Annotated in this window: 19 protein-coding genes and 2 tRNA genes; 4 read left to right on the top strand and 17 right to left on the bottom strand. The window is 53.2% G+C overall.

The features are described from left to right. Entirely contained in the window at positions 1 to 162 is a 162-nt protein-coding gene (locus QEN32_RS08810) for a hypothetical protein (protein ID WP_023888257.1), read from the top strand. On the opposite strand, the gene QEN32_RS08805 is transcribed toward QEN32_RS08810, so the two are convergent. The 4 genes from QEN32_RS08805 to QEN32_RS08790 all read right to left on the bottom strand — a co-directional run bounded on the left by QEN32_RS08805 (position 151) and on the right by QEN32_RS08790 (position 3,028). Continuing rightward, positions 151 to 477: a DUF1493 family protein gene (locus QEN32_RS08805; RefSeq protein ID WP_000228159.1), complete on the bottom strand. Its 327-nt coding sequence runs from the start codon at positions 475 to 477 to the stop codon at positions 151 to 153. The genes QEN32_RS08810 and QEN32_RS08805 overlap by 12 nt on opposite strands. Then, complete coding sequence (locus tag QEN32_RS08800) at positions 471 to 935, bottom strand: STM2901 family protein (protein ID WP_000381834.1); 465 nt, start codon at positions 933 to 935, stop codon at positions 471 to 473. Before QEN32_RS08800 ends, QEN32_RS08805 begins: the two co-directional genes overlap by 7 nt. A 419-nt stretch (positions 936 to 1,354) precedes the next feature. Next, positions 1,355 to 1,430 (bottom strand) — tRNA-Asn (locus QEN32_RS08795). A 140-nt stretch (positions 1,431 to 1,570) separates the two neighbouring features. After that, a complete protein-coding gene (locus tag QEN32_RS08790) occupies positions 1,571 to 3,028 on the bottom strand; it encodes an EmmdR/YeeO family multidrug/toxin efflux MATE transporter (protein ID WP_001538409.1) in 1,458 nt (485 codons plus the stop codon). 159 nt (positions 3,029 to 3,187) lie between these two features. Here QEN32_RS08790 and QEN32_RS08785 point away from each other — a divergent pair. Together QEN32_RS08785 and QEN32_RS08780 are read left to right on the top strand one after the other, a co-directional pair. Then, a tRNA-Asn gene (locus tag QEN32_RS08785) sits at positions 3,188 to 3,263 on the top strand. A 165-nt stretch (positions 3,264 to 3,428) separates the two neighbouring features. Next, positions 3,429 to 3,731 (top strand): Arm DNA-binding domain-containing protein, encoded by a 303-nt coding sequence (locus QEN32_RS08780; protein WP_045343308.1) that lies wholly within the window; start codon positions 3,429 to 3,431, stop codon positions 3,729 to 3,731. Between the two features lie 18 nt (positions 3,732 to 3,749). On the opposite strand, the gene arsB is transcribed toward QEN32_RS08780, so the two are convergent. From arsB to QEN32_RS08755, 5 genes are read right to left on the bottom strand one after another with little or no spacing between them, the layout of a single operon-like run. Then, positions 3,750 to 4,799 (bottom strand): ACR3 family arsenite efflux transporter, encoded by a 1,050-nt coding sequence (gene arsB / locus QEN32_RS08775; protein WP_045343306.1) that lies wholly within the window; start codon positions 4,797 to 4,799, stop codon positions 3,750 to 3,752. Positions 4,800 to 4,816: 17 nt separating this feature from the next. After that, positions 4,817 to 6,577, bottom strand: coding sequence for an arsenical pump-driving ATPase (gene arsA / locus QEN32_RS08770; protein ID WP_265322299.1), 1,761 nt, complete (start codon positions 6,575 to 6,577; stop codon positions 4,817 to 4,819). A gap of 43 nt (positions 6,578 to 6,620) precedes the next feature. Beyond that, positions 6,621 to 6,983, bottom strand: a complete 363-nt coding sequence (arsD, locus tag QEN32_RS08765) for an arsenite efflux transporter metallochaperone ArsD (protein WP_000849417.1) — start codon at positions 6,981 to 6,983, stop codon at positions 6,621 to 6,623. Positions 6,984 to 7,016: 33 nt separating this feature from the next. Continuing rightward, positions 7,017 to 7,493, bottom strand: a complete 477-nt coding sequence (locus tag QEN32_RS08760) for an arsenate reductase ArsC (protein WP_001101539.1) — start codon at positions 7,491 to 7,493, stop codon at positions 7,017 to 7,019. Then, the gene (locus QEN32_RS08755) at positions 7,490 to 7,864 is read right to left on the bottom strand and encodes a helix-turn-helix domain-containing protein (protein ID WP_001041817.1); all 375 of its coding nucleotides are present in this window, start codon (positions 7,862 to 7,864) and stop codon (positions 7,490 to 7,492) included. The genes QEN32_RS08760 and QEN32_RS08755 overlap by 4 nt, the downstream gene beginning before the upstream one ends. Positions 7,865 to 8,277: 413 nt before the next feature. Between QEN32_RS08755 and QEN32_RS08750 the strand changes: the two genes are divergently transcribed. Continuing rightward, positions 8,278 to 8,463, top strand: a complete 186-nt coding sequence (locus tag QEN32_RS08750; protein ID WP_023195175.1) for an Arm DNA-binding domain-containing protein — start codon at positions 8,278 to 8,280, stop codon at positions 8,461 to 8,463. Positions 8,464 to 8,611: 148 nt separating this feature from the next. On the opposite strand, the gene ldtA is transcribed toward QEN32_RS08750, so the two are convergent. The 8 genes from ldtA to QEN32_RS08710 all read right to left on the bottom strand — a co-directional run bounded on the left by ldtA (position 8,612) and on the right by QEN32_RS08710 (position 15,284). After that, a complete protein-coding gene (gene ldtA, locus QEN32_RS08745) occupies positions 8,612 to 9,541 on the bottom strand; it encodes a L,D-transpeptidase (RefSeq protein ID WP_001252817.1) in 930 nt (309 codons plus the stop codon). Positions 9,542 to 9,618: 77 nt separating this feature from the next. Next, positions 9,619 to 10,689 (bottom strand): nicotinate-nucleotide--dimethylbenzimidazole phosphoribosyltransferase, encoded by a 1,071-nt coding sequence (cobT, locus tag QEN32_RS08740; RefSeq protein WP_265322298.1) that lies wholly within the window; start codon positions 10,687 to 10,689, stop codon positions 9,619 to 9,621. 26 nt (positions 10,690 to 10,715) lie between these two features. Further along, entirely contained in the window at positions 10,716 to 11,459 is a 744-nt protein-coding gene (gene cobS / locus QEN32_RS08735; RefSeq protein ID WP_000039997.1) for an adenosylcobinamide-GDP ribazoletransferase, read from the bottom strand. After that, positions 11,456 to 12,001 (bottom strand): bifunctional adenosylcobinamide kinase/adenosylcobinamide-phosphate guanylyltransferase, encoded by a 546-nt coding sequence (gene cobU / locus QEN32_RS08730; RefSeq protein WP_000973192.1) that lies wholly within the window; start codon positions 11,999 to 12,001, stop codon positions 11,456 to 11,458. The genes cobS and cobU overlap by 4 nt, the downstream gene beginning before the upstream one ends. Continuing rightward, on the bottom strand, positions 11,998 to 13,518 hold the full coding sequence (locus tag QEN32_RS08725) for a cobyric acid synthase (protein WP_080191307.1): 1,521 nt from the start codon (positions 13,516 to 13,518) through the stop codon (positions 11,998 to 12,000). The genes cobU and QEN32_RS08725 overlap by 4 nt, the downstream gene beginning before the upstream one ends. Beyond that, a complete protein-coding gene (locus QEN32_RS08720; protein ID WP_000881542.1) occupies positions 13,515 to 14,330 on the bottom strand; it encodes an energy-coupling factor ABC transporter ATP-binding protein in 816 nt (271 codons plus the stop codon). Before QEN32_RS08720 ends, QEN32_RS08725 begins: the two co-directional genes overlap by 4 nt. An 8-nt stretch (positions 14,331 to 14,338) precedes the next feature. Then, a complete protein-coding gene (locus QEN32_RS08715; RefSeq protein WP_265322313.1) occupies positions 14,339 to 15,016 on the bottom strand; it encodes an energy-coupling factor ABC transporter transmembrane protein in 678 nt (225 codons plus the stop codon). Beyond that, on the bottom strand, positions 15,003 to 15,284 hold the full coding sequence (locus QEN32_RS08710; RefSeq protein ID WP_000753212.1) for an energy-coupling factor ABC transporter substrate-binding protein: 282 nt from the start codon (positions 15,282 to 15,284) through the stop codon (positions 15,003 to 15,005). Before QEN32_RS08710 ends, QEN32_RS08715 begins: the two co-directional genes overlap by 14 nt.

The following is a 15,284-nucleotide window of genomic DNA, read 5'->3' as shown; positions in this document are numbered from 1 at the left end:
ATGACAGCAAAGGAGGAAACTAAAGGGGTTAGCGTAAGGGTGGCGGCAGTAAACATGAACCCTTTAAAAAGAAAAGAGAACTATCTTAGCGCCACCATCATCGCTCAAAAAGAAGGGTACTGGTACAGCCATTTGTTAAGTTCATTACAATTAGTCATATAACCATTTCCCGGCTTTTGCTGACTCGATCAGCATGCTGATAGTGAAATCTGGGACGGGTACAGGCTCCGTTTTCTTGAACGGATGCCATGAAAAAGGGTGATTAGGAAAATAGGTTTCTATTCTGAAGTTACCTCGCTCGACATTGAGTTTCTCGAAGAATTTATTCATGAGATCTTCGGCTTCAAGTTCATCAATGCTCAGATCAGTATCAAGGTCAATCTCTGGTGTTAATTCTACTTGCTTAATGTTGAAAAGATATGTGCCAGCATAAGGCCGTACAAGCTCGTAAACTTGCTGTTCAATATTGTCTACCATAACTTATCATTGCCCCGAGCAATGGTATTGTAGTCGCGTATAGTGCGATATGTTATTTGTGACACATCTGCGGCAAGGATAATTTCCCCGATCAAAGGAATGGAACGTCCAACAAACGGCGCAATGTTACGAACCATAACACGTCTGGCTGTCCATGGGGTGTAACCGCCTAACCATGTCGGAAGGGATATTCCAAAGGGAAATTTTGACTTTTTAAACACTGCACGTGCAGTCCTGGACGCGTATGATGTGCCTTTAGTCGCTCCAGCGGGTTTCGCCCTTGTCCAGAGATTATTACGACCTGATAGCAGAGCAACAACGGCCCCGAAATCTGCAACACCAATCCCAAACTGGCTTGCGGTATTCTCACAAAAAATCATAAACAGAAGTTCGGCAGCAGTCAGATTGGATTTTCCTGCATAGAAGTATGTTCCATTTAGTTCTTCTACTGTATCCATTAGAAACTCTATAGTTGCTATTTTGGTTTACTTATTGTACAGCCTTGTTTCGAATGAAAGAAATCAATCTTTTGGGAAAGAACGGATCAAGATCACGGGAAATATCTGAAATCAGATGAAAGAGACGGTCGCGATTCCCACCAGGGGCATCACCTCGCAAGCTTGTGTGATCGCTCCGTTTGAACCGAACACATCTATATGTCAGCATACTGATACGGGTTTGATCTTGCGGATAGCGGTATCGGTTAATGCCATACGTGGGGGCTCTATTTTTCCAACGAACCGTGAAGCCTCCGATTAAGCCCCAAAAACTATGGATATCAAAAAACCCGGTAAACCTTCTCAGGTCAACCGGGTAAAGATAACCTCTTGTTTTTTAAACGTCTCCGGACTCGCTGGGATATCCCGAAACTAAAATCTGGCTCCTCTGACTGGACTCGAACCAGTGACATACGGATTAACAGTCCGCCGTTCTACCGACTGAACTACAGAGGAATCGTGTGAACGGGGCGAATATTAACGAGGTGCCCCTGGCTTGTCAAAGCCTGTTTTCACAAAAAAAGTTCGTTTGCTGCTTTATTCCACACTTCGGTTAAAATTCACCGTTTCCTGATGATTTTCACAGCAAAAAGCGCTTACTCCCTCTTTACGCGCGGGTATCTCCACAGCCAGCGCCCGCTTACCAGACGCCAGTAAAACAGTGCGCCGCGCACGGCCCAGTCAAGAAACATCCCCAGCCAAACCCCTACAACCCCCATACCCAGCACAATACCAAGCGTATACCCTGCCACAACGCGACAGCCCCACATCCCCAGCATCGATACCCACATCGCAAATCGCACATCGCGCGCGCCTTTAAAACCCGACGGCAGCACCCACGCGGCCGCCCAAATTGGCATAAAGGCAGCATTAAGCCAGAGCAGAACTTTCACTACCTCTTTTACGTCCTGCTCCTGGGTATAAAATGAGGCAAACAGACCCGCGAACGGCGCCGTCCCCCAGGCAATTGCCGTAAGTACGATAGTCGACATCCAGAATACATGGCGCAATTGACGCTCTGCCTGACCAATTTGTCCGGTACCAAGACGCTTACCGGTGATAATAGTCGACGCCGAACCAAGGGCGTTACCCGGCAGGTTGATAAGCGCCGCCACGGAAAAGGCAATAAAGTTACCCGCGATAACATTAGTGCCCATTCCGGCGACAAACATTTGCGTCAGTAGTTTGCCACCGTTGAACAGCACTGATTCAATGCTCGCCGGAATACCGATACCCATCACTTCCCAGATAATGCCGAAATTCAGCGGCTTCAGATAGCTTTTCAGCGGAATGCGCAGCGCCGGATTAAAACCAATCATCAGCACCCAAATAATCGCTACCGCGCCGATGTAGCGCGAAATGGTTAATCCCAGCCCCGCGCCGGCAAAACCCAGCCCTTGCCAGGAGAAAGCCCCGTAAATCAGGATGCTGCTGATGATAATATTGAGAATGTTCATCCCGCCGTTAATCATCAACGGGATTTTCGTATTCCCTGCCCCACGCAGCGCGCCGCTACCGATTAGCGCAATTGCCGCAGCCGGATAACTCAGCACCGTCAGTTCAAGGTACGTTAACGCCAGCCCCTTTACTTCTGGCGTCGCCTCGCCTGCGACAATATTAATAATTTCACTGCCGAAATAATGAATGACCACTGCCAGCACAACGGCAAATAGCGTCATAATCACCAGCGACTGGCGCGCCGCCGCCCTTGCCCGTCGCCTGTCGCGCTTGCCCAGGCTAAAGGCAACCACCACCGTAGTACCAAGATCGATAGCCGCAAAAAAAGCCATAATTACCATATTAAAACTGTCGGCAAGCCCCACGCCCGCCATTGCTTCCTTGCCCAGCCAACTGACGAGAAAAGTACTGAGCACGCCCATTAGCAAAACACAGGTATTTTCCAGAAAAATAGGGATAGCAAGTGGGGTGATTTCACGCCAGAACAACACTTTGTAGCTCTTGCGTTTGGCATACCAGGGCGTACGGACGACAGCCTGGCGTAAGGCAGTGGAGACGTTCAAAATGGACCTTAAAGAAGAGAGTTGAAACCACATTTCAATAATGAGCGAGAAATCGTAAGGCTGCAAAGCTTTTTGCAGAAAAAATGTCTGCAAATGCAACAAAGTGATGAGATAACCCGCAATCGAATCTGTAAGAGGTTAAATGGGGTTTGACAAAAATTTTTCCGCCGCTAATATACGACCCCACACGATTCCTCTGTAGTTCAGTCGGTAGAACGGCGGACTGTTAATCCGTATGTCACTGGTTCGAGTCCAGTCAGAGGAGCCAGATTTTAGTTTCGGGACATCCTGGTGAGTCCGGAGACGTTCAAAAAACAAGAACTTATCTTTACCCGGTTAACCTGATAAGGTTTTCCGGGTTTTTTGACACCCATAGTTTTTGGGGACTTAATCGGAGGGCTCGCGGTTCGTTGAGAAAATGGAGCCCCCGCCGATGGCATTAACCGATACCGCTATCCGCAAGATCAAACCCACCGAGAAATCCTTCAAGATTACCGACAGTTCAGGACTCTACCTGCTGATCAAACCCAACGGCTCGAAACTCTGGTACATGAAGTACCGCATTGACGAGAAAGAGAAGAAGCTGGCTTTTGGCCCCTATGCGGTGAAAAAACAGTTAATCAGGTCGAACCCTGCGCAAAATCTGGATGGTGAGTTCACGCCGCCTGAAACACAGCATTACCCGGCCCTGCCCCTTGAGAAACTGTCTGAATGTTTGTCGCGAACGGATAATTAGAGAGGGATAATATCTCCGCTAAGCTCTCTCATACCACTCTTTCGAACGATTCACCACTCGCACAACCAGCAGCATCACCGGCACCTCAATGAGCACCCCAACCACGGTCGCCAGCGCCGCACCGGAATGAAAACCAAACAGGCTGATTGCCGCTGCGACAGCCAGTTCAAAGAAGTTCGATGCGCCGATCAGGCTGGATGGACAGGCAATATTGTGCTTTTCGCCCACCAGTCGATTCAACCCATAGGCCAGTGCCGAGTTAAACAGCACCTGAATCAGAATCGGCACCGCCAGCAGGGCAATGACCAGCGGCTGTTGCAGAATGGCTTCGCCCTGAAACGCAAACAGTAACACCAGCGTTGCCAGTAATGCCGCCATTGACCACGGGCCGATTTTCGTCAGCGCATTATCGAATGCCCCTTGCCCCTTGCGTAGCAGGGCCTTACGCCAGAGCTGGGCCAGAATAACCGGCACAACGATGTACAGTACCACGGAGGTTAACAGGGTGGCCCACGGCACGATGATTGAGGACAAGCCGAGCAGCAGCCCAACAATCGGCGCAAAGGCGAAAATCATGATGGCATCGTTCAGCGCCACCTGCGACAGCGTGAAATAAGGGTCGCCGTTGGTGAGTCGGCTCCAGACAAACACCATTGCCGTACAGGGCGCGGCGGCCAGCAGAATAAGCCCAGCGATGTAGCTGTCAAGCTGATCGGTTGGCAGCCACGGCGCAAACAGGTAACGGATAAACAGCCAGCCGAGCAGCGCCATTGAAAATGGTTTAACCAGCCAGTTGATAAACAACGTTACGCCGATCCCGCGCCAGTGCGCTTTGACCTGACCCAGCGCCCCGAAATCAATGCGCAGCAGCATAGGAATAATCATTACCCAGATAAGTAAACCGACCGGCAAATTGACGCGGGCAATCTCCAGACCGCCGATAACGCGAAAGACGCCCGGCATTACCTGCCCGAGCAGAATACCGATGGCGATGCAGAGCGCAACCCAGACGCTCAGGTAACGTTCAAACAGGTTCATGGCCGGAGCGGCCTGGGTTTGTGCGGACATGTCAGGCTCCTTTGGGTTTATTTTCCCGTTGTGCTCAGTTGTAGTAAACGCTCAACGCCGACAGGCTCTTCCGCCTGTAGCGGCACCAGCGCACAGCGTCGGGCATGGTGGGTACAGACGGCCTCAATCTGCGACCGTTCGCGTTCGGCACGCTGGCGCAGCAGCGGCGATGTAGTCGGCGTACTGATCAGGCTGTTATTAATGACCCAGCCCCACGGTTCAATCCCCGCGCGACGCAGGTCGTCCTGCAAATGAGCGGCTTCCAGCACCGGCGTGGTTTCCGCCAGCGTGGCGATGAGAACTTTCGTCTGCTCGCTGTCCTGTAGGCGCATCATGGGCGTCAGTACGGGCTGACCGTGTTCCCCGGCCAGTCGGGCAATCTCACGGTGGTAAGCGCCGGTGGCGTCAAGCAGTAGCAATGTATGGCCGGTTGGCGCTGTATCCATAACGACAAACTGCTTACCCGCTTCCTGAATGATGCGTGAAAAAGCCTGAAACACGGCAATTTCTTCCGTACAGGGAGAACGCAGATCTTCTTCAAGAACGGCACGCCCCTGTTCGTCGAGGTTTTTACCCTGCTCAGCCATCACCTGCTGCCGGTAACGCTCGGTTTCGGCCAGTGGATCGATACGACTGACGGTCAGACCGTCGAATGAGCCGTCCAGCGTGTCAGTCAGGTGCGCCGCCGGATCGGATGTGGACAGGTGAACAGGATAGCCGCGACGAGCCAGTTCAACGGCAATCGCCGCTGCCAGCGTAGTTTTCCCCACGCCGCCTTTGCCCATCAGCATGATCAGGCCATGTCCCTGCGACGCGAATCCGTCGATCAGTGATGACAATGAAGGAAGATCTACGGGGGAGATATCTCCGACTTCCGCCGGGGAGCCAGTTGAACTGTCGTCCAACAGACCCCGTAATGCCGCCAGCCCTACCATATTGAACGGTTTTAACGGCAGGCGATCGCAGGGCAATGCGCGCAGGTTATCAGGTAAATGTTGCAGCGCCTGTTGTTCACGCTGATACAGTGCCTGCGCCAGCTTATCGCGAGCGGTTTCCTGCTCAGGCAACAGGCCGTTAATGACCAGATACTGCTGCGTCAGACCAATGGCGGCCAGTTCGTCATAGGTACGCGATACTTCTTTCAGCGTTGCGGTTTGTGCTCTGGCGACCAGCACCATCCGCGTCAGTTCCGCATTTGCCAGTGCGTCTACGGCGGCGCGATACTGGCTGCGCTGTTTTTCCAGCCCGGCCAGCGGGCCGAGACAGGACGCACCGTGCTGGCTGTTGTCGAGATAACCGCTCCACGCGCCGGGCAGTTGCAGCATTCGTAGCGTATGCCCGGTTGGCGCGGTGTCGAACACAATATGATCGTACTCATCGCGCAGTTGCTGATTAGTCAGCAGCGCGGTGAATTCGTCAAAGGCGGCAATCTCGGTGGTACAGGCACCAGAGAGCTGTTCCTCAATACCCGCCACGATATCGTCCGGCAGAATTCCACGCACCGGTCCAACAATGCGCTCACGGTATGCCGCTGCGGCAGCAGATGGATCTACTTCCAGCGCGGACAGTCCGTTAACCGCTGCAACCGAGGTTATCTGATGGCCGATGGTCTGTTCAAATACCTGCGCCACATTGGAAGCCGGATCGGTGCTGACCAACAGTACACGTTTGCCAGAGGCGGTCAGATGAATCGCGGTAGCACAGGCCAGCGATGTTTTACCCACACCGCCTTTACCGGTAAAAAACAAAAAGGGGGGCACCTGCCGAAGCATCAGCATAAAAAAGACTCCTTTAAATTAAATAAAGCGGGAAATCAGTCCGTCAGCAGCACTTATCGCCGCCGCAACAGGAGGAAGCCGCTGGCGTAAAACTCGAATAGACGGTAAGCCCCATCCAACGCGCCAGTTCCTCTCTGCGAGGGTAGCGACCAGCCAGTGCGACTTCACCATCCACCAGAATCAGCGGTAGCGCCTCTTTGCCGGAACGGGCCAGAAAGCCTTTAACGATTTCGTTCTGTGCGAAGAGCAATGGTTGCTGCGCCAGATTGAAACGCTCAATATTGACGCCCTGCGTTCTGGCCCACTCAAAATCAGCGGCGAATGCGACCAGCGCCGGATCGGTTTCCGGGCCACAGACGCCGGAAGAACAGCATAATGCGGGATCGAAAATCTGAATCGTCTTCATTTGACTCTCCATCAATTATTGAAATACAGGTCGTTAAAAAATTTCGCCAATACGATCCAGTTCAACTTTCAGACGAGCGCGATCGTGCAGCAATTCATTCAGCGGCAGCGCCAGAAAAGCTTCAATACGCGCACGTAATGTCTGGTAAGCAGTGACAAAAGCCGCATCGATTTCGGCATCGCTACCGGTAGCACGAGCCGGATCGTCAACGCCCCAATGGGTACGCATCACGTTACCGAGCCAGGCCGGACAGGTTTCTCCGGCAGCGTTTGAACAGACTGTCACGACAATATCCGGCGTCTGCGGCAGGCCATCCCACAATTTGCTGAAATAGCCTTCTGTTGAAATGCCTTCCCGCGCCAACAACGCCAGTGCTCGGGGATGTACGTAACCCGCCGGGTGACTGCCTGCGCTCATGGCGCGCCATCCGGCAGGAGCCAGATGGTTAAACGTGGCTTCGGCCAGCACGGAACGGCAGGAGTTGCCGGTACAGAGAAAAAGTACGTTCATGATTTACTCTTTTTCGTGGTGTTGAGTGGTGGTAAAACGGCTTCTGAGCAGGAAGAAGCCGAACGAAAACCTGCGCATTGTTCCGGGTGGCCTGAACAACACTCCTCGGTCAGCCAGCCGATTAAATCCAGCATCAGTGGGATGTTGGCACGATAACGCTGGTAACGACCTTCCTGTTCTACCGTCAGCATCCCGGCCTGCGTCAACGCCTTTAAATGAAACGATAAGTTAGTCGGCGGGATATCCAGCGTTGAAGCGATCTCCCCGGCAACCATGCCCTCGGTACCCATTTTGATCAGTAGGCGATATACATCCAGACGCACGCCGGAGGAGAGGGATTCAAAGATGGTTGTGGCAGTTTGTTTGTTCATAATGTGGGGCGGCCCTCTATGATTCAATACTTCAATCATTATTGAATAATCGAATTAATTCAAGTATCCGTTAATAATATCTAGTGGAAATGGCAAGATGGGGGGAAATAATCCCACTTTTAAAATGTGATAAAAATCACATTCTTAGTGCATCATTACGATCGGGGCTTTTATAAGGGCCTTATTTTGAATTTAGAAAATAAATATTTTATTATTCAATGAGATAAAAAACGCACCCAGTCAGAGGAGCCAAATTCCTGTTTTCAGGCATCTCAGCATGTCTCAATAGTATTTTGATTCAGAGAGTTAGCGTAGAAAACTGTCTCAGTGCATATTGATTTATCTCTCCGCATCGGGACAAATTGGTGGTCTGATTTGGGGTCATTTCAGTTAGATAAAGGAGTGACCACCACATGCCCCTTACTGACAGTAAAATCCGCGCTACTAAACCTTCACCAACTCCCTTTAAACTGACCGCTTCTCACGGTCTGTATCTGCTTGTCAGTCCGGGCGGTTCCCGCCTCTGGTATCTCAAATATCATTTCGACCGAAAAGAATACTCGGCGCGGTGGATAAGAGAACCTTGCAGACGCATATGAAAAACCTCCGGCGATGCCGGAGAAAAGATTTATGACTTTGAGCTTAATCGGAGGGCTCGCGGTTCGCTGAGAAATGAAGCCCCTGCCATGACACTCACTACTAATACAGATACTCCAGCCCATGAAAACCAGCAATGTGGCAGGATATTTAAAGGCCAGACCTGCCCGCGCTAATGTTGACCGGCATTCCGGAACGGCGCTCCAGCACCTCATTAACCCGCGAAGTATCAACGTCATCCCCTTTGATAAACGTGCGCAGCACTGGCGTAACGGGCAATGGAACTTTTTTGTCTGACTCAAATTCAGCACGGTTACGAGAAAGCGGTTCGTGTACCTCCAGCCAACGACTGCCATCCGGCTCTACCGAAAATTTAACGGGCCTGTCGATAATCTGAACGCGGGTTCCTACAGGAACATGGTCGAATAAATATTTAATATCGTCATTGCGTAAACGGATACAGCCCTGACTGACGCGAAGGCCAATGCCAAAGTTAGCATTAGTGCCATGGATGGCATATAACCTGCCGATATATATTGCGTATAGCCCCATAGGGTTATCCGGCCCCGCAGGCACCATCGCGGGCAGCGTTTTTCCCTCTTTAGCATATTCCCGACGCGTATTAGCCGTTGGCACCCAAACCGGGCCATCTTGTTTGCGTTCAACCGCAGTTACCCAGTTGCGCGGCGTTTCACGGCCAGCCTGACCAATACCAATGGGTAGCACCTCAACCGTATTCGTGCCTGCGGGATAATAATAAAGGCGCATCTCGGCGACGTTTACCACAATACCTTCACGAACGGTGTCAGGCAGAATCAACTGCTGCGGCACTACCAGTGTGGAACCAGACTGAGGTAAAAACACATCCACGCCGGGATTCGCTTCAAGCATATTACTCAGCCCCTGACCGTAGCGGGCGGCAAATGACTCTAAGGGCTGAGTATTGTTCTGTGGTACGGCGATTGTGACAGGCTGTCCTACCAGACGACTGCCTTCGGGCGGCAACGGATAGCTTATAGCCAGCGAGAAATGGCTTACCAACAAGACGAAAAACGGAAAAAAAGGTGTGATACGACGCATTATATCCCTTCCTTTGTCGCGGCAGGTGTGCGTTAAGTATAGCTTTTTTCTCACATGGCTGGTGTTGTGCGCCCGGGTTATGTTGCGTTTGCGTTCCCCTCCGGCAGGACAATATTACTGGCCGCTAACTCCCCCATATTGTGGAACATGGCGCACGCGGCTTCCACGATCGGCATCGCCAGCGCCGCGCCGCTTCCTTCACCTAACCGCATCGCCATATGCAAATAGGGTTCCATAGACAAATGCGCGAGCGCGATGCGGGCGCCCTTTTCCGCCGAAAAGTGCGACGGGATCAGATAAGGTCTCACCGCAGGCGCAATCTGACAGGCCGCCAGCGCTGCCGAGTAGGAAAGAAAGCCATCCAGCAATACGGGTAAGCCACACCTTGCCGCGCCAAGCATCACGCCGGTCATCCCGACCAGATCGAAACCACCCACCTTCGACAACACATCAATGCCATCGCGCGGATTGGGCTGATTAATCGCAATCGCCCGCCGCACGACGTCCACTTTATTATCGATGCGGGAAGGCGGAAGATTCGCGCCAATCCCCACCACCTCTTTTGCATCACTTCCTGTAAAAACGCTGACCATCGCGGCGGCTGGCGTGGTGTTCGCCATTCCCAGCTCCCCTACGCCAAATAAGGTCACGCCGCGTTGCGCCAGGTCGCAGGTGTAGCGGGAAACCTCCAACAAAAGCGCTTCAGCCTGCGAGCGACTCATCGCCGGGCCAACGGCAATATTTCCGCAGCCGCGCGCGACGCGCATATCAACTACGCCAGGAATAGGTTCGGCATCAATACCGACATCAATGACATGCACCTTCGCACCGGCCTGAGCGGCAAGCACACATACGCCGGTTGTTCCCCGCGTCATATTCGCCGCCTGAATCGCCGTCACGATTTTGGGCGAAACCGCTACGCCTTCATCCCAGACGCCATGGTCGGCGCACATCACCAGCACCGCCTTTTCACCTACCTGCGGCGTACCGTTAAGACCCGGCATTCCCGCGAGCTGAATGGCTAAGGTTTCCAGTCTGCCCAAGCTGCCCGGCGGTTTGAGCAGGCCGTCAATATGTTGCTGCGCACGCGCCATCGCCTCGGCGTCCGGCGCAGGAATGTCACGGAGTAAAGCGTGTAGTGTCTGCATAAGATGTCTCGTCCGTAATAATCGGCTCATAACAGAGCCAGCAGAAAGATCAGTTCGCCAAGTTCGATCGCCGCGCCCAGCGTATCGCCGGTTTGACCGCCAAGCGTACGTTTAAGCAACTGGCCAAGGATGAAAATCGCCGCGCATGTGACCACCATTGCGGCCAGTCCTTGCATACCAGGCAGTAATACCGTGGCGACGATTACCGCCAATCCCAGAGTAATGCAGGTTTGCCGTCCGCTGACTTTACCGATAAATACATTGCCAAGCCCCTCTTCACGGGCGTAGCGATGACGGTACATCAATAAAACGGCGCTGCCGCGTCCGGCCGCACAGGCCGCCGCCAACGCCGCCAACATTGGCGTTCCACGTAACGCCAGTTCGCTGACCACCAGAATTTTTGCCAGTAGCACAAAAATAAGCGCCAGCCCGCCATGGGTTCCCAGACGACTATCGCGCATAATCTCCAGCATTCGCTCACGGCGGCGCGCGGAAAAAATGCCATCGCAGGTATCGGCCAGCCCATCCAGGTGAAAACCACCGGTCAGCAGCGCCAGCGCCAGAATACAGAACAACGCCGCTAGCGGAATACCGCACCAGGGTTGCAGGAGGATGAAAATCAGGCCGCTTACCCCTCCCAGAATCAACCCGATAAAGGGAAACATCACGATCCCACGCGAATATTGCTCGAAATCCAGTCCCTGCGACCAGCGTGACGGCACGGGCAAGCGGCTAATAAAAGCGAGCATGGCCCAAAACAGCTTACTCATTTAATTTTGACTCCAATACCTGAGACCACCAGCCAGACCTCATCCGCCGCTGCCGCCAGTCGTTGGTTGACCCGACCGGCAATATCACGAAAATGGCGCGCCAGACGGTTTTCCGGGACGATCCCCATTCCCACCTCATTTGTCACCAGTACCACTTTCGCCGGGCAGCGCTGGCAGGCTGCAATTAAAATCTGAATTTCATCGTCAATGGCGCGCTCCATCGCCGCATAATCCCACTGTTCGGGATCGTTTGCGCCTCCCAGCGCAAACAGCAGATTCGTCACCATGGTGGTAATACATTCCAGCAAAATCGCGTCGTCAGGGGCAAGATCCGCGGTAATCAACGTATCAAGATGCCGCCAGCATTCTGCGGTCCGCCAGTGTGCCGGCCTGCCATCTTTATGATGCTGAATTCTCGCCGCCATCTCGTCATCAAGAATCTGCGAGGTGGCGATATACAGTACCTGCGGCGCATCGCCAATTAAGGTTTCAGCATGACGGCTTTTACCACTACGCGCCCCGCCCGTCACCAGAATCATCATACCGGCTCCTGATGCTGTTGCATGATGGTATAAATTTTATCAATATCAATATGTTGCCGCATCGCTTCCGCCAGCAGATCAAATTGCCGCGCTTTATGCTCCGCATAACAAAAAGTCGTTTCCCACGGCGTAAGTCCTTTTCGCGCCCGTAACCCATTGACCACCGCACGGGTAAACGCATCGCTGTCAAACAGGCCGTGAAGGTAAGTGCCAAACGCCAGTCCATCGGCGGTGACCGCACCATCCGCCACAGAGCATCCATTTTTCTGTAACGTCATGGCCGTACAGCATCCTTCCTGCAGCACCGTTTCCCCCATGTGAATTTCATAACCGCGTACCGGTAGCCCCGCCGCGGCAGCCAGCCAGCCGGGCAGCTCGCCTGACATTGTCGCGTTAACCTGCGTCGTGGTTTTATCCTGTGCAAAGCGAGTGATTGTATTAAGCAGCCCCAGGCCCGGCTGCGTACCCAGCCCCGACTCCACCTCATCCACAATGGTGTCGCCCAGCATCTGGTAGCCGCCGCAAATCCCCATCACCGGCACGCCCTGCCGATGTGTCTGCAATACCGCATCCGCCATCCCGCTTTCGCGCAGCCAGGCGAGGTCGCTCAGCGTATTCTTACTGCCCGGCAGGATCACCAGATCAGCGTCAGTCAACGCTTCCGGGCGGCGAATATAGCGTATGCGCACATCCGGCTGCGCCGCCAGAGCGTTAAAATCCGTAAAGTTAGAAATATGTGGCAGTTGCACAATGGCAATAGTGATATCACGGGGGGCGTTACCGCGATATTTATCGTTTTGCAGCGCGACGCCATCTTCATCTTCCAGATCCACATCCAGCCACGGCATCACTCCCAGGACTGGGACGCCGGTAAGCGATTCGATTTGTTCGATACCGGAATAGAGTAGCGCCACGTCGCCGCGGAATTTGTTGATAATGACGCCCTTTACTCTGTCACGCTCCTGTTTATGCAGCAGCGCCAGCGTGCCATAAATAGCGGCGAATACGCCGCCCCGGTCGATATCCGCCACCAGAATAACCGGACACTGGGCCATTTCCGCCATTCCCATATTGACGATATCGCGATCGCGCAGATTGATTTCCGCCGGGCTTCCGGCGCCTTCCAGCACAATAACGTCATATTCCTGCGCCAGGCTGTTATAGACCGCAAGGATTTGCTCACGCAAACGCGGTTTATAGTCATGGTAACTCACCGCATCCATATTGGTCGCCACTTTCCCCATCAGCACGACCTGCGCCTGGCGATCGCTGGTCGGTTTGAGCAGCACCGGGTTCATACGCACATCTGGCGTGATCCCCGCGGCTTCCGCCTGAAAAATTTGCGCCCGCCCCATCTCTTTACCATCCGGCGTAATACCAGAATTAAGCGCCATATTTTGCGATTTAAACGGCGCGGTACGCAGACCATCCTGATAAAAAATGCGGCATAAACCGGCCACCAGCACACTTTTGCCGACGTCGGATGCCGTCCCCTGTAACATAACTGCCTGTGTCATGACGCCTCCCTGAATGCGCACTTTTGCATTCGATGAAAAAACTCCGTTTCTGTTTTACACAGCGGCAGTCCCAGTTGAGTATGAAGTTTGACCAGCCAGGGCTGGGTTAGCCCCGCTTGTTCCATCGCTTCCGTACACGCGAAAACCTCGCCAGGCGCGCCATGCGTCAGGATCTGGCCCTGGCGTAACACGTATACGGCATCGCTAATTTCATAAATAAGATCGATATCATGGCTGGAGATAATGACATGATTTCCCTGCGCCACAATCCGCCTGATGATAGCAAGCATCTGAGTACGCCCTGCGGGATCGAGACCAGCAGTGGGTTCATCCAGCAATAGATAGCGCGCCTGTAGCACCAGCGCTCCGGCGATAGCCACACGTTTTTTTTGCCCATGACTCAAACACTGAATGGGCTGATGGCGAAAATGTTGGGCGTCAACCAGCGTTAGCGCCTCGTCGACGCGGCGCGTGATTTCCGCCTCCGGCACCCCCAAATTACGTAAACTAAACGCAATATCGCTATCGATATCAGTATAAAAAATCTGCTGTTCAGGGTCCTGAAAAACCGTCGCAACTTGCTGGCGCAGCGCCAGTAGTCCGCGCTTGCTGTAATCCAGCGGTTTTCCCTGCCACAACACGGCCCCTTTTTGCGGACGCAACAGGCCGCTCAGGTTCATAAAAAGCGTAGACTTCCCACAGCCGTTCGCGCCCACCAAACCGGTAACAGGCGAGAGCGAAAAATCCAGATTTAACCCTTTAAGTACCGGCTCATCCTGATATCGGAACCACAGGTCTGAAGTGGCAAGCATAATAGTCCTTACAGGTGAAAATCACCCTGATACAGTTTGATATCCAGCGTGGTGGTCATTTGCTGATAACGCATTAACACCCGCGTAAACAGGAGTCCAGTCAGCATTGCCAGAGATCGATAGCCGTTCGGCAGGCTGCAATAACCAAAACGCAGCGTTTGCGCGCGACGAATTGCCGCCGCCTCATCCAGAAGAATAAAGAGAAAGCGCCACGTTAACAGGATTTGCTCGGTAAGCAGGCGTGGAATATGCGCGCGCTTAAGCAAGCTAATTAACTGCGGAAACGGTAGGTTCATCACCAGCCACAACGTCGCGGACAGCGCCGTCAGGCTACGCCAGAACGTGTCATTCGCCGTGACCACGCCCGCACGGGTAATCCCGATCCAGTACGGCCCGACAGATATGCCAGCCAGCAGCATTTGCGGCTCGCGGCTGATGCTGAAGATAATCGTTATCACGCCGACCAACAAAAATCCAAAAGGTATCGCCATCCATCGACACCAGCGCCAGAGGGATATGCGCAATAGCCAACAGCTCAATCCGGCAATGATCAGCAGCTCAATGCCCTGCCCTACAGGCGGCAGAACAAACACCAGTATCATCATCGCCAGCCACAGCAAAAACTTGCGCTGCGGCGCAACGTGTGCCCAGCGGCTTTGATAGCTGAGTCGATCAAGCCCGGTCATCACGGCGTTGTTTACCTTTGCAATACCCCAGGATATAAAAAATCACCGCCGCGCCAAGAGAGCCCTGAAGGGTAAACAGCAGGCTTTCAATTTCACCGCTGGCAGGTTCATATAACGGCTGAAACCAGGGTTTATACTGCGGCGCAATAGCCTGAATCTGGCTTTCCGCTTCGCCGTCTGAACCGCCATATTCACCGCCATGGTTAATAAAAAACGGCAGAATCACCAGCGCCACCACCATCGCTAACAACATCAACGTTTTTTTCAT

This window comes from Salmonella sp. SA14318, from assembly GCF_029866905.1.
Classification (GTDB): domain Bacteria; phylum Pseudomonadota; class Gammaproteobacteria; order Enterobacterales; family Enterobacteriaceae; genus Salmonella; species Salmonella enterica.
Note: the sequence above shows the minus strand (reverse complement) of the source record. Positions and strands in the feature narration are given on the sequence as shown.

Bases quoted from the DNA above. Each gene is read 5' to 3' on its own strand.
- QEN32_RS08760 (WP_001101539.1), bottom strand. From the start codon at position 7,493: ATGAACGTACTTTTTCTCTGTACCGGCAACTCCTGCCGTTCCGTGCTG.
- arsB (WP_045343306.1), bottom strand. From the start codon at position 4,799: ATGTCCGCACAAACCCAGGCCGCTCCGGCCATGAACCTGTTTGAACGT.
- QEN32_RS08750 (WP_023195175.1), top strand. From the start codon at position 8,278: ATGCCCCTTACTGACAGTAAAATCCGCGCTACTAAACCTTCACCAACT.
- QEN32_RS08720 (WP_000881542.1), bottom strand. From the start codon at position 14,330: ATGCTTGCCACTTCAGACCTGTGGTTCCGATATCAGGATGAGCCGGTA.
- QEN32_RS08755 (WP_001041817.1), bottom strand. From the start codon at position 7,864: ATGAACAAACAAACTGCCACAACCATCTTTGAATCCCTCTCCTCCGGC.
- QEN32_RS08780 (WP_045343308.1), top strand. From the start codon at position 3,429: ATGGCATTAACCGATACCGCTATCCGCAAGATCAAACCCACCGAGAAA.
- QEN32_RS08805 (WP_000228159.1), bottom strand. From the start codon at position 477: ATGGTAGACAATATTGAACAGCAAGTTTACGAGCTTGTACGGCCTTAT.
- ldtA (WP_001252817.1), bottom strand. From the start codon at position 9,541: ATGCGTCGTATCACACCTTTTTTTCCGTTTTTCGTCTTGTTGGTAAGC.
- QEN32_RS08715 (WP_265322313.1), bottom strand. From the start codon at position 15,016: ATGACCGGGCTTGATCGACTCAGCTATCAAAGCCGCTGGGCACACGTT.
- cobU (WP_000973192.1), bottom strand. From the start codon at position 12,001: ATGATGATTCTGGTGACGGGCGGGGCGCGTAGTGGTAAAAGCCGTCAT.
- arsD (WP_000849417.1), bottom strand. From the start codon at position 6,983: ATGAAGACGATTCAGATTTTCGATCCCGCATTATGCTGTTCTTCCGGC.
- QEN32_RS08810 (WP_023888257.1), top strand. From the start codon at position 1: ATGACAGCAAAGGAGGAAACTAAAGGGGTTAGCGTAAGGGTGGCGGCA.
- arsA (WP_265322299.1), bottom strand. From the start codon at position 6,577: ATGCTGATGCTTCGGCAGGTGCCCCCCTTTTTGTTTTTTACCGGTAAA.
- cobS (WP_000039997.1), bottom strand. From the start codon at position 11,459: ATGAGTAAGCTGTTTTGGGCCATGCTCGCTTTTATTAGCCGCTTGCCC.
- QEN32_RS08710 (WP_000753212.1), bottom strand. From the start codon at position 15,284: ATGAAAAAAACGTTGATGTTGTTAGCGATGGTGGTGGCGCTGGTGATT.
- QEN32_RS08800 (WP_000381834.1), bottom strand. From the start codon at position 935: ATGGATACAGTAGAAGAACTAAATGGAACATACTTCTATGCAGGAAAA.
- QEN32_RS08790 (WP_001538409.1), bottom strand. From the start codon at position 3,028: ATGTGGTTTCAACTCTCTTCTTTAAGGTCCATTTTGAACGTCTCCACT.
- QEN32_RS08725 (WP_080191307.1), bottom strand. From the start codon at position 13,518: ATGACACAGGCAGTTATGTTACAGGGGACGGCATCCGACGTCGGCAAA.
- cobT (WP_265322298.1), bottom strand. From the start codon at position 10,689: ATGCAGACACTACACGCTTTACTCCGTGACATTCCTGCGCCGGACGCC.